Source organism: Lutibacter sp. TH_r2 (assembly GCF_033101135.1).
In the GTDB taxonomy this organism is placed as follows: domain Bacteria; phylum Bacteroidota; class Bacteroidia; order Flavobacteriales; family Flavobacteriaceae; genus Lutibacter.
In genome coordinates, this window is sequence record NZ_JAWMPV010000001.1 from 475,961 (window position 1) to 501,195 (window position 25,235).

Consider the following 25,235-nt stretch of genomic DNA (forward strand, 5'->3'; position numbering starts at 1 on the left):
AATTCAATCTAACTAATTTTATATGAAAAATACAATTAAATTTTTTGCAACTTTCTGCTGTTTGGCAATTATTAGTTGTAATCAACCAAAAGATAAAGAAACTATGACAACTAATTTATTGTTAGAAGAATGGACAGGACCTTTTGGTGGTGTTCCTGCTTTTGACAAAATGAATCTTGAAGATTTAAAACCAGCTCTTGAAAAAGGAATGGAATTAAATTTAAAAGATATTGATGCTATTACTGCAAATACCGAAGAGCCTACTTTTGAAAACACCATTGTTCCAATGGAAAAAGCAGGCGAAGAATTAAGTAGAGTTTTTAAATATTATGGAATTTGGAGTGCTAATGTTTCTTCACCAGAATTTAGAGCAATTCAAGCAGAAATGTCTCCTATTCTTTCAGAATTTAGATCAAAAATTTCGCAAAACGAAGCTTTATTCAAAAGAATTAAAACTGTTTATGATAACTCATTAAAAACACCTTTAGAAGCAGATCAACAAAGAGTTGTTCAGCTTACCTATGAAGGTTTTGCAATGAATGGCGCTGAACTAGATGCTCAAAAAAAACAACGTTATGCCGAAATTGATAAAGAACTTTCTTCATTATATACAAAATTTGGGAACAATGTTTTAGCTGATGAAGAAAACTACGTGGTTTACGTGAACAAAGATCAACTAGGTGGACTAGCTGATGGAATGGTGAAATCTATGGCTAAAATAGCTTCAGACAAAGGTAAAGAAGGAATGTATGCTATTCCAAACACTCGCTCATATATGGATCCTTTTTTAACCTATTCTACTGAAAGAGAATTACGTAAAAAAGTTTGGGAAAACTACTATTCGCGTGGAGATAATAACGATGAGTTTGATAACAAAAAAATTATTGCTCAAATATTAAGGCTACGTAAAGAACGTGTTGGATTATTAGGTTACAATACTTTTGGAGATTGGCGTTTACAAAACCGTATGGCAAAAACACCAGAAAATGCAATGAAATTAATGGATGCTGTTTGGCCTGCTGCCATTGCAAGAGTAAAAGAAGAAGTTGCCGATATGCAAGCCGTAGCAAATAAAAACGGAGACAACCTAACTATTGAACCATGGGATTACAGATTTTATGCTGAAAAAGTTAGAAAAGAAAAATACGATTTAGACTCTGATGAAGTAAAACAATATTTACAATTAGACAAATTAACAGATGCGTTATTTTTTGTAGCTGATGAAGTTTTCAATTATAAATTTACACCAGTAGAAGAAGGTTCAGTTCCTGTATTTCATGAGGATGTAAAAGTATGGGAAGTAACTGATAAAACTTCAGGAGAACATATTGGCTTGTGGTATTTAGATCCGTTTGCACGCCCTGGAAAACGTTCGGGTGCTTGGGCAACAACGTATAGAAGTCATTCTACTTTTAATGGTAAAAAGAATGTTCTGGGTTCTAACAATTCAAACTTTGTAAAACCTGCACCTGGTGAAGCTTTATTGGTTTCTTGGGACGATGCAACTACATTTTTACATGAATTTGGACACGCATTACACTTTTTCTCTTCTGAAGTAAAATATCCTACTTTAAATGGAGGTGTTAGAGATTATACCGAATTCCAATCTCAAGTTTTAGAACGTTGGTTAGGAACTGATAAATTAATCAATCAATTTATGGTTCATTACAAAACAGGAAAAGTAATTCCAAAAGAACTAGTAGCAAAAATTAAAAAATCTTCAACTTTTAACCAAGGTTTTTCAACTACGGAGTATTTAGCTTCAGCAATTATGGATATGAAACTTCATGAAGCTGACCCAACAAATATTGACATTGCCAAATTTGAAAAAGAAACGTTGGCTGAAATGAATATGCCTAAAGAATTACCAATGAGACATAGAACTCCACATTTTGGACACGTATTTTCTGGTGAAGGTTATGCAACTGCATATTACGGTTATATGTGGGCAGATGTTTTAACTGCTGATGCTGCAGAAGCATTTTCTAAAGCTCCAGGTGGTTTTTACGATAAAGAGCTTTCAGCAAAAATGGTGAAATATTTATTTGCACCAAGAAACACTATGGATCCAGCCGAAGCATATAGACTATTTAGAGGTAGAGATGCGAACGTAGAAGCGTTAATGAGAGATAGAGGTTTTCCCGTTAAATAATTGAACTAACATATTATTTTAAAAGGAGTTACTTAAAAAGTAGCTCCTTTTTATTTATAAATTAGAATTTGTTATATTTAGTTCAATTTAACACCAACCTAATCTTTAAATTAAAAACTACTAATTATGAAAAAAATCAAAAAAGAAGATATTAGTCAAGAAATTCTAGATTTATATGATGATTATGCACACAATAAATTAGATAGAAGAAAATTTATTGAAAGACTATCTATCTATGCGGTTGGAGGTTTAACAGTTCCTTCACTTTTAAGTTTTATAAGCCCAAAATACAAAGAAAATATTCAAGTTTTGGCAAATGACCCTCGACTAGATTCTAAATTTATCACTTATAAATCACCAAAAGGTGGTGGAGAAATCAAAGGGTTATTATCTGTACCAATTGAAGCTGAAACTAAATTACCTGGTGTAATTGTGGTACACGAAAATAGAGGTTTAAATCCGTATATTGAAGATGTAGGAAGAATAACAGCCTTGGAAGGTTTTATTTCTTTAGCGCCTGACGCTTTAAGTCCATTAGGTGGTTACCCTGGGAATGATGATGATGGACGAGCAATGCAAAAAAAAAGAAATCAACAAGAAATGTTGGAAGATTTTATAGCGGCTTATGAGTATTTAAAAGTACACCCTAAATGCAATGGAAAAGTTGGAGTTGTAGGATTTTGCTTTGGAGGTTGGATTTCAAATATGATGGCAGTTAAAATACCTAATTTATCTGCTGCTGTTCCTTTTTATGGAAGACAAGCAGCAATTGAAGATGTGCCAAAAATTAAAGCTCCATTAATGCTACAGTACGCCGAACTTGATAAAAGAGTAAATGCTGGTTGGCCTGAATATGAAAAAGCTTTAAAAGAAAACAATGTAAAATACCAAGCTTTTATTTATCCTAATGTAAATCATGGTTTTCATAATAATACAACGCCTAGATTTGATAAAAAAGCCGCCGATATTGCTTGGAGTAGAACCATTACTTTCTTTAAAGAAAACTTAAAATAATCAAAAAAACTTTTTTAACCTTTTAACAGGAATTGATAAATAACACCTTTTATTTGTCTAAAAATTAGTAAATTAGGTATTTAGATAATCAATTATTTTTAAATTTAATATGATGGAAAATTTAATAGAAAAATCATTAAAAAAAAGCTTAATTAAACCAATCATATTTTTAATTCTTTTTTTAGGAATTCAACATATAGGATATTCTTCAAATTTAATTGAAACTGACACTATTGGATTTAATAGATATAAAGGAAAAGTTATAGATAGTAAAACAAAAAAACCTCTAATTTTTGCTTCATTAAATGTTAATGAATCTAACATTAGCACTGTTACAAATTCGCAAGGTGAATTTTTATTAAAAGTTCCAAAAAAACTCTATAACAAAACTATTACAATTTCATTTTTAGGTTACACAAGTAGTGTTTATAAGCTTACTGATTTAAATGAAAAGGTAAACATTATAAAACTAGACACCCATATTGAAGAACTTTCAGAAGTAAATATTGTTACTAAAGATGCACTTTCTATAGTGAAGCAAATGTTGAAACAAAAACAACATAATTATTTCGATACACATACCAATATGACTGCTTTTTATAGAGAAACTATTCAGAAAAGAAAATCGTATGTTTCACTTTCCGAAGCTGTTGTAGACATTAACAAGCAGCCCTACATGAACAACAAAAGAGATATACTTCAACTTTATAAGTCTAGAAAAAACACAGATTACAAAAAACTAGATACTGTTGCATTTAAGTTAAGTGGTGGTCCATTTAATACTTTATATATGGATATTATGAAGTATGATTTATTTCAGGAAGGTTTTGAAAATGAGTATCATTTCACATTTGGAAAATCAACAAAAATTGATAATAGACCTATTTACGTAATTAACTTCAAACAAAATAAACTTATTAAAGATCCATTATTTTATGGTAAGTTATACATAGATGCACAAACTTTGGCTTTAACTAGCGCAAAATTTTATTTAAATATGAATAATATTAATAAAGCTAGAAAAATATTTATTATAAAAAAACCTAAAAATGCAATAGTTACTCCTATTAAAGCTGAATATAAAATTGATTATAGAGTTAGAAACGGTAAATGGTATTATGGATATAGTAGAATTGAACTTGGTTTTAAAGTAAATTGGGATAAAAAATGGTTCAATACAATATATAATACAACTATGGAAATGGCTATTACAGATTGGAAAACACTTTCAGAAAAACCAACCATAAAGTACAAAGAACGTTTAAAAAAATCTGTAATTATGAGCGATGAGGCTTCTGGTTTCTCTGATCCAGATTTCTGGGGAACTTACAATGTAATTGAACCCGAAAAACCTATAGAATCAGCTATCAAAAAAATTCAAAAACAACTTAAAAGAAAAAAGCAAGATTAGTTATGTGTTGAATAATAATTTAAACAAACACTACCTAATAAAAAAACTCCCCTAATAAACAATTTATATTAGAGGAGTTTAAACTTAATTAAATATAATATTAAGGTCTAAGAGATACTTTAGAGACACTTAAATTATCCATGTAAAATTTTAACCTTTTATCGGTTCCAACGTTATAACCTCTTATAAAAAAGTTTACATTTGAATCGTTAGCTCCAGTAACAAAAGCATTAGTATAAACCCACTCTCCAATAGGAAAATCTTCATTAAATAACGTTACAAGCGCTTCAAAACTCCAATCACTTGGGTAAATTCTTATATCAGATTCAAAAACAGAATCATTTAAAGGGTATGGATTACTTACAAAGTCTTCAGTAACATAAATCCAAAGTCCAAATTCATAAGCTTGTCCGGCTACAATAGGAACCGTAACTGCTGTTCCACCAAGATCATTGTGTCCAATAATCATACCTCCATTTTCATGGTATTCTACATAAGCACTTTTAGAACCGTCTTGAGCGTTAGAGGATGAAACTTCTAGGTCAAACATTCCCCAATTTCCACCCCACCAAAGGTAAGGCCATTCAGTTGCTGTAGTGTTTTCAAAACTATAATCATAATCAGTATCTTGTAAAATATTGTATGTTTCAAATTCTAAAACTACATCGGTAAACGCTGTTGCAGCAACAGCATCTGTAGTCATTAACACACCTGGAGAATAACTTACGGTAACAATATCATTATTATAAACTCTATCTCCATCTAATTCTAATACTATAATAGTACCATCTACAGTATCTACTTTAGCATTTGATATTACTACAGGAATAGAATTATCTCCATTATTAATAGAAACTGAAAAATTAGCCTTATCTAACGTAAAAGCATCCATTTCTCTACTAAACAATAATAAAATATTACCATCTTCATCTGCTGTGATTTTTTCTAAATCAACTGGATCTGTTGAAGGAATTACTTTAATTAAATCTTTGAAATAAACGGTGTCAACGCCTTCGGGTCTTGCTCTTGAAGCTATAAATTTTACATCATAAACACCTAGTTTTTTGTATTTAATGTCAATTGAATTTTCTTCGCCAGAAACCGTTTCAGGATCACCACCTTCTAAAGTCCAATTAAAATTTTCAGGACCTCCAATAGTTGATTGTGAGAATCGAATAGATTTACTTGCTGTTACTTCGTTTTCAGCCATATCAGCTAAATTTAAAGCAGCTCCAGTTGATCCATCTTCATTAATATAATTAGCAGTAATTGAAGCGTTCAGGTAATCTAAAACCGTAATTACAATAGTAGTATCTAATGATTTTCCTTTTATAGTTTCACCAACATAAGCATCTCCTTTAAATTCTTGATGTAAATTTACATCGTAAATTCCTGCTTCATTAAAGTACGTTTTTACAGTTACTTCAGTAGATGTTAAATCGTTTTCAGAATCTATAATATCTACAACATTTTCAGGAAATGTCCATTCTCTAGAAATGATACCTTGTGATACATCTGAAAATGAAATTTTTCCATTTACTTGTATGGTGTTTTCAAAATCCATTTCCGAAGTGTAAATCACTTGGTGATTTGTCTCTGATAATTTTACTTCATTATCTTCTTCACAAGAACTAAATGTTAGTGCAAAAAGTATAAATAGTATATATATTTTAAATGTTTTAATTTTCATAATTCGCTGTTTAGTTATTTAATTGATCATTTGCTTGAACTTCACCAGCAGGAATTGGAAAATAATCGTGCTGACTAGGTGTGTAAACATCAGAACAAATTACAAAGTCTGGTCTAATTCGTTCTTTAATAAATAATGGAGCAATTCCAGTTCCATCGTTACCAATGGCTGCATTCTTTTTAACATTTAGATCATCAATATGATCAAATCTCCAAACTTCATCTGCACGTAGTTCGTCAAAAACTTCTTGTACAATTCCCCAACGTACTAAATCTTTCCATCTGTGTCCTTCAAAACAAAGTTCTAATGGTCTTTCAACTCTTCTTAAGTGCGTCATAACTGTTTCTGAACTTGCTGCAACCATAGGTCTTTCTCCATGAATTTCTTGACTAATATGTAATTGAGGAAACATTCCAGAATTATTGTCCATGTATTTTTGAAGTGTTACTACACCAGCTCTTTTTCTAACTTTATCAATGTATTCAATTGCAGTTGTGTAATCTCCATTAGCTTCGATAACTGCTTCTGCATACATTAAATAGATATCTGCTAATCTAATATGTCTAAAGTTAATACCTGATCTATATTCAGTATCTTCAGCATCTAAATGGTACCAATTACTGTGTTTTTTAGTATAGGCACTTTGTCCGTATGCCCAACCCGACATATCTTCTACTAGTTTATTATAATACAATCCTTCATAATCAATAGGTGCAATACTAACATTTAATCGTTTTGAATGTGCGTTGCCATCGTTTATTGGGTTTGTAGAATCAACTTCATCAGCTAAAAACATTTCATGCAAATAATAAGTTGGCATAATTCCATTGTAACCTCCACCTTCTAAATGATGACCAATACCTCTTGCCATTGAAGAAGCTTCTGCTCCAGTTTCATAAGGATTATCATCAATTATATTACCGTTTACACCAGGGTTTAGAGTTGATGAATACGAAACTTCTAGAATAGATTCAGAATTAAATTCGTTTTCATGACTAAAGTTGTCGATAATGTTTGTAGTTAAACTATAAATTTCAGAATCAATAACTTCTTTAAATAAACTTGCTGCCTTTGGAAAATCTTTGTCGAATAAATAAACTTTACCAAGTAAGCTAGTTGCTGCTCCCCAGGTAATTCTACCTACATTATCTCCTTCCCAAATTGTTGGCAAATTAGTTTGAGCAAACTCTAAATCTGGAATAATAACTTCTGTAGTTACATCACTTATTGTTGAAAATGGTTTTGAAAGATCTTCTGAATTTTCTGCTACTTGTGTATGAATTACAGCTCCACCATAGGTGTGTGCTACTTTAAAATAAAAGAATGCTCTTAAAAATCTAGCTTGTGCCTCAATCTGTGCTTTACTATTTCCTGTAAAATTTGAATCATCAGCTTCCTGTATATATTGAATTACTTGATTTGCTCTAAAAATTCCAACATATAATTCGTTCCATTGTTCGGTTACAGAAGCTGTAGCATCTGTATAGGTAAGGTTTCTAAAAGTATATCCTCCATTCCAAGTTTCACATCCTCCAATGTCAGACATGTTCATCTCTTTTATTAAACTACCAGCGCTAATGTTGTTAAATTGCATTGCTCCATATACAGTAGTTAAAGCACTATTAAATTGACTTTCTGTTTTCCAGTAAGTGTCTTCAGTAATCGCATTTGGATTTACTTGCTCTAAAAAATTATCTTCATCACAGCCAATAAAAGCGATTGCTGTTATAAGAAAAAGTTTTATATAAATATTTTTTATGTTTTTCATAATTATTGAATTTTATCAGTTATTAAAAACTTAATTGAACACCAAGCATAAATTGACGAGTTACAGGGTAATTACCTCTGTCTACTCCACGCGTAAAGATTCCATCTCCACCAACTTCAGGATCGTATCCATCATAGTTTGTGAATGTAAAAGGGTTAACACCTGTTATGTAGATTCTTGCTTTTTCTATACCTGTTGATTCAGCTAAATTTGGAATTGTATAACCTAGACTTAAGTTTCTAATTCTAAAATAGGTTCCATCTTCAATAAAATAGTCAGATCTTGCTCTTACGTTATTATGTAATGAGTTTAATCTATCTGTTGGTATATCAGAGTCTGGATTTTGTGGTGACCACATATAATATTGGTCTGCATGTCTTCCTCTTGAATAAGCGTGTAGTTTTGCTCCATTATAGATTTCTGCTCCATAAGAATAATATCCTTGAACAAAAAAATCGAAGTTTTTATATTCTAAATTTACACTAATACCTGCTTCAAATTCTGCTTGTCCAGAACCAGCATATACTCTATCGTTATCATCAATTTTATTGTTTCCATCTTGATCAACATACATCATATCTCCTTTTTGAGCACTACCATCAATCAGTTGGTAAGCTGCTAATTGCTCATCGTTTTTAATAACTCCAGCATGTTCTACCAAGAAAAAAGCACCAGCTTCATAACCTGTAGCTAAAAATGTAGTGTAATCGGTATTTTCACCATTTGTAAGTATTGGACGAGCATTTGCATATCCTCTTTCTATACCATTTAAATCGGTTACTTCGTTCTTGTTTTTAGTGAAAGTAGAAGAAATATTATATTTTAATCCTCCAGAAGTTTCATCTTTATAACTTAAAGCAAGTTCAATACCTTTATTTACCATGTTACCTGCATTTATGGTTTTTACGTCGTAAACTCCAGTTGCTCTTGGTTGATATGTACCTGTAGAAGGAGGTAATCTTTCTTGTAATAACATATCTTCTTTATCATTTTGATAAAAGTCAGCTGTGAAATTTAATCTATAATCTAACATAGTAATATCTACACCAATATTTTTAGATATTGTTGTTTCCCATTTAATATTTGGATCAACATATCTTCGTTGAATGGCTCCAAAATTTAAATTTTCATTAGGTCCATAAGGATAGTTAATTCCAGATTCAATTACAGGTGTGTATGAATAAGAAGGAATATCTTGGTTTCCTACTTCAGCCCAACTAGCTCTTAATTTTACACTATTTAATTTTTCCCAATTTAAATTTTCAAAAAATTGTTCTTCATGAATATTCCAACCTGCAGAAAATCCTTTAAAGTTTCCATATCTATTTTCGTCTGAAAATTTAGAAGATCCATCGCGTCTAATACTTGCAGATAATAAATATCTATCATCATAATTATATTGAGCTCTAAATAATTTACCTGAAATAGTTCTTTCCTCTTCTATACCATTTGGTGTAATACCTTCACTTCCTCCGCTAATAATTTCTAAAGAATTCCCTGACTCTTTACTATAAATTACTCCTGTTCCTAAAGTTTCACTATTATATTTTTCATAAGATAGCACGGCTAATAAACCTAGTTTATGCTTTCCAAACTCTTTATTATAGCTTAATATATTCTCTATAGATTGTTTAGTACTCCAAAAATAATCTTTGTTTAATGAGGCTTTTTCATTTGAGGCTCCTGCATTATAAGAACCATCTTGGTTATAGATTAAATATTGCTTTTGGAAAAAATTTCTTTCAGAATCCCAAGAATTTCTACCCAAACTTATTTTGTAATTAAGTCCTTCTAGAATTTCATAAGATAGGTTTACTGCAATATTTGAACTTTGAATTTTTGTTTCGTCTGTATTTCCTAATTGTTTAGAAAGGTAACCATACTGTTCTGCATTTCTTACAGGTATTTGAACTCCATTATCACCTACTGCTGCTAAATCTGCTAAAGGTGGTTGCCAAGGTTTTTGAGTAATTGCATACTCATATAATCCCCAAGGCTCTTGATCTTTATTTTCTTCTGTAAACCCTACTGTTGCATAAGCCTTAAATTTACCTTTTTTAAATTCACCTGTAATTCTATTAGTAAAACGATTAAATCCAGAGTTAATTAAAACACCGTCTTGTTTAAAATAACCTGTATTAAAATTTAAAGTTAAGTTTTCTACACCTCCTGAAATTGATAGGTTATAATTTTGAATAAGAGCATTGTTGTTTTGAACATCACCTACAAAATCCGAATTGTAGTCCAAAGCATCTTGATTAAAAAAGAAGATTAAAGGGTCTCTTCCTAAAGCTTCTAACAAAACTTCTTCAGTATACATTTGTTGTTCTGCGTTCATTAAAGGTGTTCCAGAAGTAATGTTTTGAATACCTGTATAAGCGCTAAAGTCTATTTGCATTTTACCTGATGAACCTTTTTTGGTTGTAATTAAAATTACACCGTTAGATGCTCTTGTTCCATAAATTGAAGCTGCAGCACCATCTTTTAAAATATCAATAGATTTAACTTGTTCAGGAGCTATATTTGGATTTCCTTCATAAGGAATTCCATCTACAACATATAAAGGACCTAACGATCCTGAACTTACAGAACCTAACCCTCTAATTTGAACATTGGCAGCATCTCCAGGACGACCACTTGCAGCTTGGATATTTACACCTGCTACTTGACCTTGAAGTGCAGTTGCTAAATCTGATGTAGCAGTTTTAGCAATTACTTCTTCACCTACATTAATTACTGCTCCAGTAACTTCTTTTTTACGTTGTGTTCCATAACCAACTATTACTACTTCATCAAGTGCAGAAACATCAGATTCTAAAGTTACATTAAGTTGTGTTTGGTTTCCAATAACCATTTCTTTGGTTTTAAAACCAACATAACTAAATATTAAAACATCGTTTTTGTTTGCTTTAATTTCAAACAAACCATCAAAATCTGTAGTTGTACCACTATCTGAACCTTTAATTATTACACTTACTCCAGGCAGTGGGCTTCCATCTCCAGAAATAACACCTTTTAGTGTGAGACTTTGTGAATGAATAACACTTATACTAAATAATAACACTGTAGTTATTAAGTAACATTTAGTTTTCCAATTAACTAGTAATTTGAATTTCATATATAAATTGTTTTGAGTTTAAGTATACAAATTTCACAGAAAAATGTACACAATTAACAAAAAACTACTAGACTAAAACTTTACATTTTTGTTTTATCAACTACAAACAACTAGACAATTACTTAACTTTAATGTTTTTTTAAAAAATATTATAACCTTATTTACAGACACTTAACTTTTATTTTGTTATTAATTAATAAAAAAGAACTTTTTAAAAAAACTAAAACTTATTAATAAATTCTTCTAAATTATCATTTCTATTCAATTCTAGTTTTTTTCGCAGTCTGTACCTTGAAGTGTGGACGCTTTCAACTGAAATTCCAAGTAATTTAGACATATCTTTACTTGAAAAATTTAATTTTACTAAAGCGCAAATTTTTTGATCTGTTTGACTTAATTGAGGGAAGTTCTCTTTTAATTTTTTATAAAAACTTTGATTTATTGTTGTAAAACGAGCCTCAAACTCTTTCCAATTACTATTGGGTGTACCTTGAATAGATTTCAACATTCTTTTTACTACATTAATATCTATTTCATCGTTGTTATTAGAAAGTTTTTTCTTCATACTTGCAATAAACTCATCTTTTTCTATAAGCCTTAATGCAGACTCTGTAAGCTCTTTATTTTTCAACTCTAGAATTTCATTTTGCTTTTGCAATCGTAACTTTTGTTTTTCAGTTAATATTCGTTTTTCACTTTTATACTTGTTGCGTATATGTTTCACCCATACAAAACCATATAAAAGAATAAAAACTAAAACTCCAACTAAAATTACATTTTGTAATAACGATACTTTTTCTTCGTGCTCTAATTCAGCAATATGCTTTTGCTTTATAAGATCATTCTGTTTGTCCTTTTCTATTCTATATTTATCCTTTATTTCTAATAAATGAGTATTATTTTTACTTTGCCCTCCAAATATTTCGTCATTTCTTTCTTTAGCTAACTTTAAATACTTGTAGGCTTCTTTAGGCTTATTTAACTCATAATAAATTTCTGACAATGCTTCATAACCAAAAATTCTATAATTAATATGCCTATTTAATTCTTTTGAAATTTCTAAAGATTTTTTATGATTTTCAATACTTTTATAAGGTAAATCCATTAACCTATAAACATTACCAAGCAAAGAGTGAACTATAACTAAATATGAAGGGTCATTTTCTTCAAAATATTTTTTTGCTTTGTTCAAATTTTCCAAAGCCTTTTTAAAATTACCGTCAATAGCATATAATAAACCTTCTTCAGGTACTAAATAATCAGTTCTTAACTCTAGTTTACTCTGTTTCCTCATTAGAATACAGCTATCTAAATACATTTTGGCAGTAGCATAATCCTTATTAACTCTATATAAATTTAAAACTGAAAAATAATCGCTTTGCAAAAAATCTCTATTTAAATCGGAATTATCGTTTTTTAAAAGTTCTTTTCTGATATTTATAGATTTATAAAAATATTTTAATGCTTCGTCTTCTCTCTGATAAAAACTATAAAGCCAACCAAGACCTTGATATATATTTGATTTTGATACCAGATCATTAGATTTATCTGCTAATAATAATGCCTGCCAATAACCATCGTATGATTTACCGTAATTAACATTATGAGAATAAAGCTGTGATAATTCTAACAAGTAGTTTATTGACTCTAAAGTATCTTTATTTTTTAAACTTAATTGATATCCTTTATCAAAATAAAACGCAGCACTATCTGGCTGACTAAACCTTAAAGACATGGCTTTTTTATGGATTTCTTGTAAATTATTATTCTCCTGCCCAATAGACAAATTCACAAATAACATAAAAAAAACAAATAGGTAATAATTTTCAATATTCTTCATACTAATCTATTAGAAATAACATTCAAATATAAGTCTATTTAGTTATTATAGCTTTTTAAAAATACTAAATTTCAAACAATACAACTAACAAAAATTAATAATTATAAAAAATAATATCTATAAACTATTAATATTCTGCTATCTACATATATATTATTTTACAAACCTCTAACAATATTAAAAATAATATTCATCAATTAAAGTCTAGTTAAAATACATTATATTTTAAATCCGTTGAGTTATTGTCTAGTTTTAAATATACTATTTAACTATTAAATTTAGGAAATTTGTGTAAAACTTAAATTAAACATAATGCCTAAATTTTATACTATTGTTGTTTTTCTGTTAACAACATTTTTTGCTTCTAATATTTATTCCCAAATAAATGTTTCAGCCAATTTAAATGTAAAACATACTGTTGGAAATATTTCAGAATTTGATAGATCAAAATTTATTGTTATTCATGCAAACCAAATAGAAAACGAATGGGATGGAGATAACTTTACTTCAGATTTAAGAAATGATTTTTTAAACGGTTACGATGTATATCTTGGTAGAGATACAGGTGGAATTACCTGGAACTTAAATAATATGTCCGAAGATCCTGATAGACCAGGCTATGCTAAACCTTCCGAAATTACATCAAAAGGTTTAAATACCAGAAATAGCTTTGAAAACAACACTAATCTACACCAATATGAAGAACGAAAAAATGCAACCATAGCAGGACAACTTCATCCTTTTTGGACTGGTGAAGGTCAACAAGAAACAAATAATGGATGGAAACTGGCAAGTGCTACAGCTACAGGGGAATATATGGGTCGATATATAAACGAATTTCATGGTAGCAATGGTCAAAAAACACCTTCATACGTTGAAATTATCAACGAACCAGCTTACGAAAGTATGGGTGGAAAATTAGACTATACACATTCCATTGAAGAAATAGCCGATTTCCATGTTGAAGTTGCTGATGCAATTAGAGTCCAAGCACCTAATTTAAAAATTGGTGGATACACAACAGCATTTCCAGACTTTGAAGTTGGCGATTTCCAAAGATGGGAAAACAGATGGAAAATGTTTATGGATATTGCTGGTGAAAAAATGGATTTCTGGTCTATTCACTTATATGATTTTACCTCTATTAGAGGAGGAGAAAAAGAATTACGTTCAGGAAGTAATGTAGAAGCTACATTTGATATGATGGAACATTACAGCAAACTATCTTTTAATGAAATAAAACCTATAGTAATATCAGAATACGGAGCGCAAACTCACGATTACAATAACCAAACTTGGACTCCTTATAGAGATTGGTTACACCTTAAAGCTTCCAACTCACTATTAATGTCGTTTTTAGAACGCCCGCAAAATATTGCATCTGCCATAAATTTTATTATAGTAAAAGCAGAATGGGGATATAATAGCACATTAGATATTCCTTACCCTAGCCGATTAATGAGAAAAGCAAATGAACCTGAAGAATATACTGGAGAATGGGTATACACAGACATGGTTAAATTTTTTCAATTATGGCAAAATGTTAAAGGAACTAGAATTGACACTACATCAGATGATTTAGATTTACAAGTAGACGCCTATATCGATGGCACTAAAGGTTATTTAATTTTAAACAATTTAGATTTCACAGAACACACTATAAATCTAAATTTATTTGATTCTAAAAATGAAAATATAGTTTCTATTTTAAAAAGACATTTAACCCTAGTTAATGAAACTCCTATTTTAAATGAAGAAACTTTCACCTCACCAATTACTTCTGTTACAATTGGTGCTGAATCTACCATTATATTAGAATATACTTTTGAAAATGAAATTGACATCAATAAAACTTCTAACGAAGTAAAATATTATGCCGAAACTTATTACAAACCAATAAGTGCTAATCAAGAACAAAATTTTAATATAAATAATGTTTCAAAAGATACTTATGGAGAAGCAGTATTAAGAATTGGAGTTGGTCGTGAACATGGAAAAACACTACATCCATCTATTAAAGTTAATGGCGAAACTATTGATGTTCCAACCGACTGGAGAGGCTATGATCAAGCTCAAAGAGAACGCTTTTTTGGAGTTTTAGAAATCCCAGTACCCTTTGATGTTTTAGAGGTTAACAACAGTATATCTGTTTCTTTTAGCGACAACGGCGGACATATAAGTAGTGTTGCTTTACAAGTATTCAATTTTAGTGATAATATTAGAGTTTTTAACCCAACTAATTTACCAGCTACTAATTATCAAATTAAAACAACTAGTGCAACCTGTATTGATTCCAACAATGGAAAAATAGAAATTGCCACAGGAAAAACCTTGAACTACAAAGCTGAAATAACTAGTAATAATTACAACAAAATTTTAGATTTTTCAAATAATTTAAATATTGAAAATCTAAAAACTGGTACATATACCATTAAAATTACCATTCCAGAATATCCAGATTATAGTATAGAATTTAGTATTGAAATTTCAGAACCTGATAACTTATTAGTCTCTTCAAAAATAGACAAGTCAAACAATACCGTTTCATTCCAATTATCTGGAAGCAAAAGTTATACTATAAACTTAAATGGAAACATTACAACTACAACTTTAGATAAAATAAATTTACCTCTAAATTATGGTAAAAACGAAGTTTCAATAACAACAGATAAAGAATGCCAAGGCAAATTCAATCAAAGTTTGTTTTTAGAAAAAAACTTAACTATTTATCCAAATCCTGCAATGCAAAAAATTAATGTTTCTATTCCATCTGAAATGGTTGGCGGTGAAATTTCAATTTTAGCAATAAATGGTTCAATAATTAAAACCATTAAAATTAATAATGAAAAACAATCTATTAAAATTTCAGAATTACCTCAAGGTGTTTACATAATTAATGCAAATAAAAACAATATCACAAATATTCAATCAAAACTTATTGTACAAAATAAATAACAATAAAATAAAAGTAAAAACTAACAATAGAAATCATTTATTGCACTCTTTTAAATATTAGTTTCCTTTTGAATTAATTTATTGAACGAATTTAGCAGAAAATAAATGAGACTAAAAAAACATTTATCCTTTAAAATGAAAAAACTATCTACACTTATCCTCTTACTATTTTTATGTATTAGTTGCACACATAAAAAACAATTAGATGAGAACACAAATATATCGGATTTCAATTTAAATTGGGGATTTCATTTATCTCAAGATAATTTAGATATAAATACCATCAACCAAAACAAATTCAGAAATTTAAACTTACCTCATGATTGGGTAGTTGAGCAAGAATTTGATTCAACTTTAGTTTACGATGCCAAAGCAACCGGTTATTTAGCTGGTAAAGGTTATGGATACTACAGAAAAACATTTGATAAAAAATATAACGAAAACGAAGTTACTTATATTCATTTCGATGGAATTTATAATAATTCCGAAGTATATATAAATGGAACCAAATTAGGTTTTCACCCTTATGGTTACTCGCCTTTCTATTTTGACATTACTCCTTATTTGAACAAAAATGGCACTTCAAACATTATTGAAGTTAAAATAGATCATACTCGCTATGCAGATAGCAGATGGTATACAGGAGCTGGTATTTACAGAAATGTAGAATTAATCACAAAAAACAAATTACATATTCCTGTTTGGGGAACCTATTTAACAACTCCCACAGCTACCAAACAAAAAGCAACTGTACAAATTGATATTTCTGTAAAAAACAATTTCTCTTCTGAAGAAAAAACAACAATCAAAACAGTAATTGTTGATAAAAACAACAATCAAATAACTTCAGTTGAAAATGAATTAAGTTTAGATGGAAATAGCCAAAAAAACATTACACAATCTTTAGATTTGGTAAACCCAGAATTGTGGGACATAGAAAATCCTTATCTATTTAAAGCAATTACATCTATAAGTAAAGGAACTGAAATAGTTGACTCATACACTACTCCATTTGGAATTAGAGATATAAAATTCGATGCAGACAAAGGATTCTTTTTAAACGGAAAGAATATGAAAATTAAAGGTGTTTGCTTACATCACGATGCCGGTTTAGTTGGTACTGCAGTTCCAAAAGGCGTATGGAAACGAAGATTACAAATTTTAAAAGATGGTGGTTGTAACGCCATTAGAATTTCACACAATCCTGCTTCTACAGAATTTTTAGAATTATGTGACGAAATGGGCTTTTTAGTACAAGACGAATTTTTTGACGAATGGGACAATCCAAAAGATAAACGTTTTAACCAGAACGAATCTAAAAGTACAGATTACATTACTAGAGGGTACGGTGAACATTTTCAAAAATGGGCCGAGAAAGACTTAAAAAATGTAATGTTAAGTCATAGAAATCATCCTTCAATATTTCAATGGAGTATTGGAAACGAGATTGAATGGACATACCCTAGAAATGCAGCAGCTACAGGTTTTTTCAATAATATGGATTGGAATGGAAACTATTTTTGGTCTGAACCTCCACATTCAACTGAAGAAATTAAACATCAATTAGAAACATTACCAAAAGGAAAGTATGACATTGGGCAAACTGCTCATAAACTAGCGAACTGGACAAAACAACTAGACACAACTAGACCAGTTACAGCAAACTGTATTTTACCTTCTGCCAGTCATTTATCTGGTTATGCAGATGCTTTAGATGTAGTTGGCTATAGTTATAGAAGAGTTTTATATGATTATGGTCATAAAAACTACCCTAACAAACCTATAATGGGTACCGAAAATTTAGCACAATACCATGAGTGGAAAGCAATAATGGAAAGACCTCATATTTCTGGAACATTCTTATGGACAGGAATAGATTACATGGGTGAAATTAGAGATCCTTGGCCTGTTCGCGTTCAACCATCAGGAATGCTAACTACAGCAGGTTTCCCAAAAGGCTCTTATCACATGATGAAAACTTTATGGAATCCAGAACCTCATATCCATATTGCAACTCAAAACATTGAAAAATCGTTAAACAAATTAGATAAAAACGGAAACATTGTAGCAAAAGATCCAGAACAATGGAAACATGCATTATGGAAATGGCAAGATGTAAATGAACATTGGAATTATAACAATAATGAAATAATTTCAGTTGAAATATATTCAAACTGTGATGAAATTGAATTGTTCCTAAACGAAAAATCATTAGGATTAAAAAAACTAGCTGATTTTGAAGATCACATTTATAAATGGGCTGTTCCATTTTCTGAAGGAAAATTAATTGCTAAAGGAAAAAAAGATGGAGAAGAGATTATTTCTGAAATTATAACAGCAGCAAAAGCAGCAAAAATTACTCTTTCTGTTGAAGAAAAAAACTTAAACGCTAATAATTACGATGTAGCACATATAATAGCACAACTAGTAGATAAAAATGGAAATCCTGTTAAAACCGACAATAGAGAAATAACATTTGAAATAAACGGAAACGCAAAACTATTAGGAGTAGATAATGGATGGATTAAAAGTGTTCAAAAATTTCAAACAAATAAAAACACAACGCATAACGGAAAAACCTTGCTAATTATTCAATCTATGGATAAAACTGGAAAAGTAGAAATAAAAGCAACCGGAGAAAATTTAGAATCAGAACAAATAACAATAGAAATAAAATAATTTAATTTCATATAAATAACATGAAAGCAACACAATACGAAGGAAATAAAACCTTCACAGTATTAGACAGAGAAATTGAAGCTCCTGCAAAAGGAGAAGTTAGAATTAAAGTAGCATTTGTAGGTGTGTGTGGAACAGACGTACATATCTATCATGGTATGATGGATAAACGTGTAAACATGCCAGAAACTATTGGTCACGAAATGTCAGGTATTATTGATGCCGTTGGTGAAGGAGTTTCTGATTATGCTATTGGAGACAAAGTAGTTGTTCGCCCATTAGACGATCGTTTAGTACAACCATCTGATAAAGGATTCAATCACATTTGTGAAAAATTAAAATTTATTGGAATTGATAGTCCAGGTGCAATGCAAGAATATTGGAATGTTCCAGCATTCACATTACACAAATTAAAAGAAAATACTGATTTAAAATTAGCTGCATTAATTGAACCACTATCTGTAGCAACTCATGATGTTAGAATGAGTGGATTAGTTGCAGGCGAAACAGCTGTAGTTTTAGGTGGTGGTCCAATTGGATTATTAGTTGCAATGGTTGCTAAAGAAACTGGTGCAAATGTTATAGTTTCAGAAGTAAACGAAACAAGAATTGCAAAAGCTAAAGAATTAGGTTTAGATGCTGTTAGTCCAGCAAAAGTTGATTTAGTAACATATGTTCGTGAAAAAACAGAAGGTCGTTTAGCAGATGTTGTTTTTGAAGTAGCCGGAGTTCAACCAACTTTAGATGTTATGACGGAAGTTGCTGGAATTAGAGGTAGAATTGTAATGGTAGCAATCCACGGAGAAAAAAAACCTGTTGACTTATTTAAATTCTTTTGGAAAGAATTAAAATTAATTGGTGCACGTGTATATGAAAAACAAGATTATGAAAAATCAATTTCTTTAATTACTGCAAATGAATTACCATTTGAAGAAATGATTACAGATGTACAACCATTAACAAACATTCAAAAAGTATTTGAAAGTATAGATCAGAATCCTGACGGAATGAAAGTTCTTATGGATTGTTCATTATAAAAATTTAACAACACAAAAAATAATAAAATGAGTATTTTAGATAAATTTAGTTTAAAAGGAAAAACAGCTTTAGTTACAGGTTGTAAAAGAGGAATAGGAAAAGCAATGGCTGTTGGATTAGCAGAAGCTGGAGCAAACATTATTGGTGTATCAGCTTCATTAGAAAAACAAGGAAGTGATGTAGCCAAAGCAGTAGAAGCAACTGGAAAGGAATTTACAGCTTACCAGTGTGATTTTTCAGACAGAAAAGCTTTATACGCATTTATTGCTGAAGTAAAAGCAAATCACCCTCAAGTTGATATTTTAGTTAACAATGCCGGAACTATTTTAAGAACTCCTGCAGCTGAACACCCAGATGAAATGTGGGATAAAGTAATTGAAGTAAACCAAAACGCTCAATTTATTTTAACAAGAGAATTTGGTAGAGATATGATTGCTAGAGGTTCTGGAAAAGTAATTTTCACGGCTTCATTATTAACTTTCCAAGGAGGAATAACAGTTCCAGGTTACGCTGCTAGTAAAGGAGCAATTGGTCAAATGACTATGGCTTTTGCTAATGAGTGGGCAGGAAAAGGTGTAAACGTAAATGCAATTGCACCAGGTTATATTTCAACAGATAATACAGAAGCTTTACGTAATGATCCTGTAAGATCTGAATCAATTTTATCTCGTATTCCAGCTGGTCGTTGGGGAGATGCAGTTGATTTTGCAGGTCCAACAGTATTTTTAGCATCTGAAGCCGCTGCATATATGCACGGTTCTATCGTTCTAGTTGACGGTGGATGGATGGGTAGATAATTCAAAAACTTAAAAAATCAATAAAATGTCAGAAATTAAAGAGTATCAGTTATTTATAAATGGAGAGTGGAGAACATCCACATCAGGAGAAACTATTGATATTGTAAGCCCTTCTAACGGAGAAGTTGTTGCACGCGTGCAAAATGGAACTGCTGAAGAAGCGCTAGAAACATTAGAAGTTGCAGATAAAGCTCAAAAAGAGTGGAAAAAACTACCTGCTAGAACTAGAGCAGACTTACTATATAAATTAGCTGATGAAATTGATGCAAATGCAAAATATTTAGCTGAATTGTTAGTTAAAGAGCAAGGAAAATTATTAAAAGTAGCAAAAGGAGAGGTTGCCGTTACTGCTTCATTTATTAGATATGCTTGTGAAGGTGCACGTAGAATTGAAGGAGATATTATACCTTCTGATAATCCAAACGAACAAATTTGGATTCAAAAAGTACCTCGTGGTGTTGTAGTTGCTATTACAGCTTGGAATTTCCCATTAGCATTAGCAGGTCGTAAATTGGGTCCAGCTTTGGTTGCAGGAAATACAATTGTACTTAAGCCAACTTCTGAAACACCTTTAGCAACTTTAGAGTTAGGAAAATTGGCAAACAAAGTAGGAATTCCTGCAGGTGTTATCAATATCTTAACCGGTCCAGGTAGAGCAATGGGTAATGCTTTGGTAGAAAGTCCTATTTGTAAAATGGTGACTATGACAGGTTCTACACCAGTTGGTCAACAAATTGCACGTAATGCAGCTCAAAATTTAACTCATGTTCAATTAGAATTAGGTGGAAAAGCACCATTTATTGTATTTGCTGATGCAGATATTGATGCAGCAGTAGAATCTGCATTACATTCTAGATTCGACAATTGTGGTCAAGTTTGTACTTGTAATGAACGTATGTACGTACATGAAGATATTTATGATGTGTTTATGGACAAATTCATTGCCAAAACCAAAGAAATTAAAGTTGGAGACCCAATGTTAGAAGAAACTGATATGGGACCAAAAGTTAATAAATCGGAATTGGAACATATGGAACACTTGGTAAAAGTAAGTGTTGAAGAAGGTGCAACAATTGCTACTGGAGGTAAAAGACCAGAAGGCGCTGAATTTGAAAAAGGATATTGGTTTGAACCAACTGTACTTACAAATGTAACACAAGACATGACAATTGTTCACGAAGAATCATTCGGTCCTATTTTACCAGTATTAAAATTCAAAACTTTTGACGAAGTTATTGGTTTTGCAAACGACTGTGAATATGGTCTAGCCGCAATGGTATTTACAAATGATATGAATACTATTATGAAATGTAACGATGAGTTAGAATACGGTGAAATCTATGTAAATAGAGGTCATGGTGAACAACATCAAGGTTTCCATAATGGATATAAATTATCTGGATCAGGTGGTGAAGATGGTAAATATGGTTTCGAGCAATATTTAGAAAAGAAAACATTCTACATTAAACACAAAGCTTAATAAATAAGAAATTGAAAGGTTGAGTTAGAAATAATTATAACTCAACCTTCCTTTTTTCAATTCACAATATGAGTACAAAAATTTCAAACATAAAAACACGTTTATTCAAAGTTCCATTACCTGAAGTAATGTCTGATGCTAAACACGGAGATCACTATCATTTTGAGTTAGTAACTGTTACTATTACTCTAGAAGACGGAAGCGAAGGAACAGGATACACGTACACAGGTGGTAAAGGTGGGCATTCAATTAAAGCCATGGTAGAACATGATTTTACAGAAGCTTTAATTGGAAAAGATGGAAGCGAAGTTGAAGAAATAAACGAATTTTTACGTTGGCATATACATTATGTAGGTCGTGGTGGAATTGATTCTTTTGCCATTTCTGCAGTAGATATTGCTTTATGGGATATCCGTTGTAAAAAACTAAACCAACCCTTATGGAAAGTTGCAGGTGGAGCAAACAATACTTGTCAAGCATATTGTGGTGGAATTGATTTAATGTTCCCTATTGAAAAATTATTAAATAACATGAAAGGTTACCTTGAAAAAGGTTACAAAGCTGTTAAAATAAAAATTGGACGTGAAAATCTTGAAGAAGATTTAGAACGTATCAAAGCTGTTAGAGAATTTATTGGGCCAGATGTAACTTTTATGGTTGACGCCAATTATTCAATGACTGTTGAAAAAGCAATTAAGGCTATTGAAGGCTTTAAACAATACAACATTACTTGGTTTGAAGAACCAATTATCCCAGAAGATTTTAAAGGCTACGGAGAAATTGTTGATAAAACAGGATTTCCATTAGCAATGGGTGAAAATCTTCATACTATTCATGAATTTGAATATGCAATGGAACAATCAAAACTATCTTTTGTTCAACCAGACGCATCAAATTGTGGAGGAATTACAGGTTGGTTAGCAGCCGCTAAACTTGCCGCCAAACAAAATATTCCAGCTTGTTCTCACGGAATGCAAGAATTACACGTTAGTTTAGTCTCTTCACAAGATACAGGTTGGTTAGAAGTACACAGTTTCCCTATTGATGAATATACAACAAGACCGCTAGTAGTTGAAAACTACAGAGCAGTTGCACCTGATTATCCTGGTGTAGGTGTAATATTCGATTGGGATAAACTAGAACCTTTCGAAGAAAATTAAAATAAGAAGTTAACCAATTATACAATCTTATGAATACAAATAAAACAGATTTTGGAGTTTTCAATAACAAAAAAATTGATATATACTCACTAAAAAATAAAAATGGCGTTGAAGTTAAAATAAGTAATTATGGAGCAACTGTTACTTCAATAATAGTTCCTAATTCTAAAGGGGAATTAGAAAATATTGCTTGTGGTTTTGATACACTAGAAGGGTATTTTGGGAAAGACTATGTTGAAAATTCACCTTATTTCGGAAGCACAGTTGGTAGATATTGTTCTCAAATTAAAGATGCAAAATTTAACTTAAACGGAAAAGAATACCAACTAAATGCAAATTGTGGAGACAACAATTTACATGGTGGTACTGTTGGTTTTGATAAAAGAATTTGGAATGCTGAAGTAGTTAATTGCGAAGGAGTTTCTTCATTAAAAATGTCTTTATTGAGCAAAGATTTAGAAGAAGGCTACCCTGGAGACGTTGAAGTTTCTGTATTTTTTACATTAACTGAAAACAACGAACTAAGAATTGATTACAGCGCAACACCTGATCAAGACACGCCAATTGCCTTAACTAATCATACCTACTTTAATTTAGATACATTTTCTGGAACTGTCGAGAATCATATTGCACAAGTGAATACTTCTACAAGACAAGAAATGGATGAAACTGGAGCTGGAACTGGAAAAATTTTAAATATTGAAGGTAAAGCAGATGACTTAAGAAAAGGAAAAAGAATAGGTGATGTTCACGAAGCTATGGGTGATGGATTTGAGCATTTCTACGTTTTTGATAATGCTGATTTCAATTTACAAGAAGTAGCAAAAATAAAGTCTGAAGCATCAGGTAGAACTTTAACAGTTCAATCAACTGAACCTTGTATGTTATTATACACAGGAAAATATACTTCTGATGCAATTAAAAGAGAAAACGGAGAACAATATGGAAAATATAAAGGTTTCTGTTGTGAAACACATCGTTATCAAAACGGACCAAATATAGAAAATTCACCTAAAACCATTACTAAAGCAGGAGAAGAATTTAAAAGCACAACCATCTTTAAATTTGGATGGTAATCAAATAAATTAACCAAATACTTAAAACTTATTAATTATGATCGAAGGAATTATTTTAGCAATTGGCGCAGGACTAATGTTAGGCCTTTATGCTTTACCAGAAAAATTTACTAAAGATTTTAAATTTGAAAACACATGGGGACTTTTCTTTATGTTAACAATGTTTTTAGTACCAATAATAGCATCTGTATTTCTAATAAAAGATTTTAGTGGTGTGTTTGCATCTGTACCAACAGATATTATATTTAAAATGGCCGCCGCAAGTGTATTATGGGGAATTGGAGTTATGATGTGGGGTAAAGCAATAAACCATATTGGTCTTTCTTTAGGTTTTTCATTATTTATTGGAACTGTTATTTTAGTTGGTTCTGTACTACCTTTTGTTGTTGAAGGACTTCCAGAAAGTAGTGTGTTTATGACCATTTTAGGTGGTATTTTTGTTGTTCTATTAGGTGTACTTTTCAATGGAAAAGCAGGAATTACTAGAGAACAAGACGAAATTGCCGCAGGTAAAAACAAAGGTGAAAAAGGCTCTATGTTTACTGGAATTGCAATTGCAGTAATTGGTGGTTTATTAGCCACCGGATTTAGTTATGCAAATGCTGTAGGTAGACCATTTATTCACGAAGCTTGCCAAGCTGCAGGAAACGCTGAATGGGTTACAGCTGTTGGAGTTATGTTTCCAATATTTATAAGTGGTGGTATTGTTATGGCTGCATATTTTGCATACCAGTTAACAACTAAAAAAGCATGGGGAGATTTTAAAACACCGGCTTTTGGTAAAAACTTTATGTTAATATTAATTATGGCCATTTTCCATTATGCTGCATCAGCATTATTTGCATTCGCAGCATTTAAATTAGGTGAAATAGGAAATACTGTTGGTTATGCAATATTCAATACTGCATGTGTTGCAACAGCAATTGTAAGTGGAATTATTACTAAAGAATGGATAGATGCTTCTGGAAAAGCAAAAAACTATCTATACTTAAGTTTAGCATGTATGATTGTTGGAATAATAATTATTGCAGCAGGAAACGGTATTGCCTAACTATTT

Annotated in this window: 15 protein-coding genes; 11 read left to right on the forward strand and 4 right to left on the reverse strand. The window is 30.9% G+C overall.

Features of this window, described 5'->3' with window-relative positions; genetic code table 11:
- Positions 1-22 precede the first annotated feature (22 nt).
- The 3 genes from R3X25_RS01925 (at position 23) to R3X25_RS01935 (ending at position 4,577) form a co-directional block, all read left to right on the forward strand.
- Positions 23-2,152, forward strand: a complete 2,130-nt coding sequence (locus R3X25_RS01925) for a M3 family metallopeptidase (RefSeq protein WP_317671321.1) — start codon at positions 23-25, stop codon at positions 2,150-2,152.
- A 126-nt stretch (positions 2,153-2,278) separates the two neighbouring features.
- Complete coding sequence (locus tag R3X25_RS01930; RefSeq protein WP_317671323.1) at positions 2,279-3,166, forward strand: dienelactone hydrolase family protein; 888 nt, start codon at positions 2,279-2,281, stop codon at positions 3,164-3,166.
- Between the two features lie 112 nt (positions 3,167-3,278).
- Positions 3,279-4,577, forward strand: coding sequence for a carboxypeptidase-like regulatory domain-containing protein (locus R3X25_RS01935; protein WP_317671325.1), 1,299 nt, complete (start codon positions 3,279-3,281; stop codon positions 4,575-4,577).
- Positions 4,578-4,677: 100 nt separating this feature from the next.
- Here the strand turns inward: R3X25_RS01935 and R3X25_RS01940 are convergent, their stop codons facing one another.
- The 4 genes from R3X25_RS01940 to R3X25_RS01955 all read right to left on the reverse strand — a co-directional run bounded on the left by R3X25_RS01940 (position 4,678) and on the right by R3X25_RS01955 (position 12,993).
- Positions 4,678-6,267 carry a hypothetical protein gene (locus tag R3X25_RS01940; protein ID WP_317671327.1) on the reverse strand — a complete coding sequence of 530 codons (1,590 nt, stop codon included), beginning with the start codon at positions 6,265-6,267 and terminating at the stop codon, positions 4,678-4,680.
- Between the two features lie 10 nt (positions 6,268-6,277).
- Positions 6,278-8,035, reverse strand: coding sequence for a RagB/SusD family nutrient uptake outer membrane protein (locus tag R3X25_RS01945; RefSeq protein WP_317671329.1), 1,758 nt, complete (start codon positions 8,033-8,035; stop codon positions 6,278-6,280).
- Between the two features lie 22 nt (positions 8,036-8,057).
- Complete coding sequence (locus R3X25_RS01950; protein WP_317671331.1) at positions 8,058-11,153, reverse strand: TonB-dependent receptor; 3,096 nt, start codon at positions 11,151-11,153, stop codon at positions 8,058-8,060.
- Positions 11,154-11,373: 220 nt separating this feature from the next.
- Positions 11,374-12,993, reverse strand: a complete 1,620-nt coding sequence (locus R3X25_RS01955; protein ID WP_317671333.1) for a tetratricopeptide repeat protein — start codon at positions 12,991-12,993, stop codon at positions 11,374-11,376.
- Positions 12,994-13,305: 312 nt separating this feature from the next.
- On the opposite strand from R3X25_RS01955, the gene R3X25_RS01960 reads away from it, so the two are divergent.
- The 8 genes from R3X25_RS01960 to R3X25_RS01995 all read left to right on the forward strand — a co-directional run bounded on the left by R3X25_RS01960 (position 13,306) and on the right by R3X25_RS01995 (position 25,229).
- Positions 13,306-15,948: a T9SS type A sorting domain-containing protein gene (locus R3X25_RS01960; protein ID WP_317671335.1), complete on the forward strand. Its 2,643-nt coding sequence runs from the start codon at positions 13,306-13,308 to the stop codon at positions 15,946-15,948.
- A gap of 135 nt (positions 15,949-16,083) precedes the next feature.
- A complete protein-coding gene (locus tag R3X25_RS01965) occupies positions 16,084-18,627 on the forward strand; it encodes a glycoside hydrolase family 2 TIM barrel-domain containing protein (protein ID WP_317671337.1) in 2,544 nt (847 codons plus the stop codon).
- Between the two features lie 20 nt (positions 18,628-18,647).
- Complete coding sequence (locus R3X25_RS01970) at positions 18,648-19,664, forward strand: zinc-dependent alcohol dehydrogenase (protein ID WP_317671339.1); 1,017 nt, start codon at positions 18,648-18,650, stop codon at positions 19,662-19,664.
- A 33-nt stretch (positions 19,665-19,697) separates the two neighbouring features.
- Positions 19,698-20,462 (forward strand): SDR family NAD(P)-dependent oxidoreductase, encoded by a 765-nt coding sequence (locus tag R3X25_RS01975; protein ID WP_317673380.1) that lies wholly within the window; start codon positions 19,698-19,700, stop codon positions 20,460-20,462.
- A 25-nt stretch (positions 20,463-20,487) separates the two neighbouring features.
- The gene (gene aldA / locus R3X25_RS01980) at positions 20,488-21,942 is read left to right on the forward strand and encodes an aldehyde dehydrogenase (RefSeq protein WP_317671341.1); all 1,455 of its coding nucleotides are present in this window, start codon (positions 20,488-20,490) and stop codon (positions 21,940-21,942) included.
- A 68-nt stretch (positions 21,943-22,010) separates the two neighbouring features.
- On the forward strand, positions 22,011-23,102 hold the full coding sequence (locus R3X25_RS01985) for a mandelate racemase/muconate lactonizing enzyme family protein (protein ID WP_317671343.1): 1,092 nt from the start codon (positions 22,011-22,013) through the stop codon (positions 23,100-23,102).
- Between the two features lie 29 nt (positions 23,103-23,131).
- Positions 23,132-24,178 carry an aldose epimerase family protein gene (locus tag R3X25_RS01990; RefSeq protein ID WP_317671345.1) on the forward strand — a complete coding sequence of 349 codons (1,047 nt, stop codon included), beginning with the start codon at positions 23,132-23,134 and terminating at the stop codon, positions 24,176-24,178.
- A gap of 37 nt (positions 24,179-24,215) precedes the next feature.
- Positions 24,216-25,229 (forward strand): L-rhamnose/proton symporter RhaT, encoded by a 1,014-nt coding sequence (locus tag R3X25_RS01995; protein WP_317671347.1) that lies wholly within the window; start codon positions 24,216-24,218, stop codon positions 25,227-25,229.
- Positions 25,230-25,235: the final 6 nt, after the last annotated feature.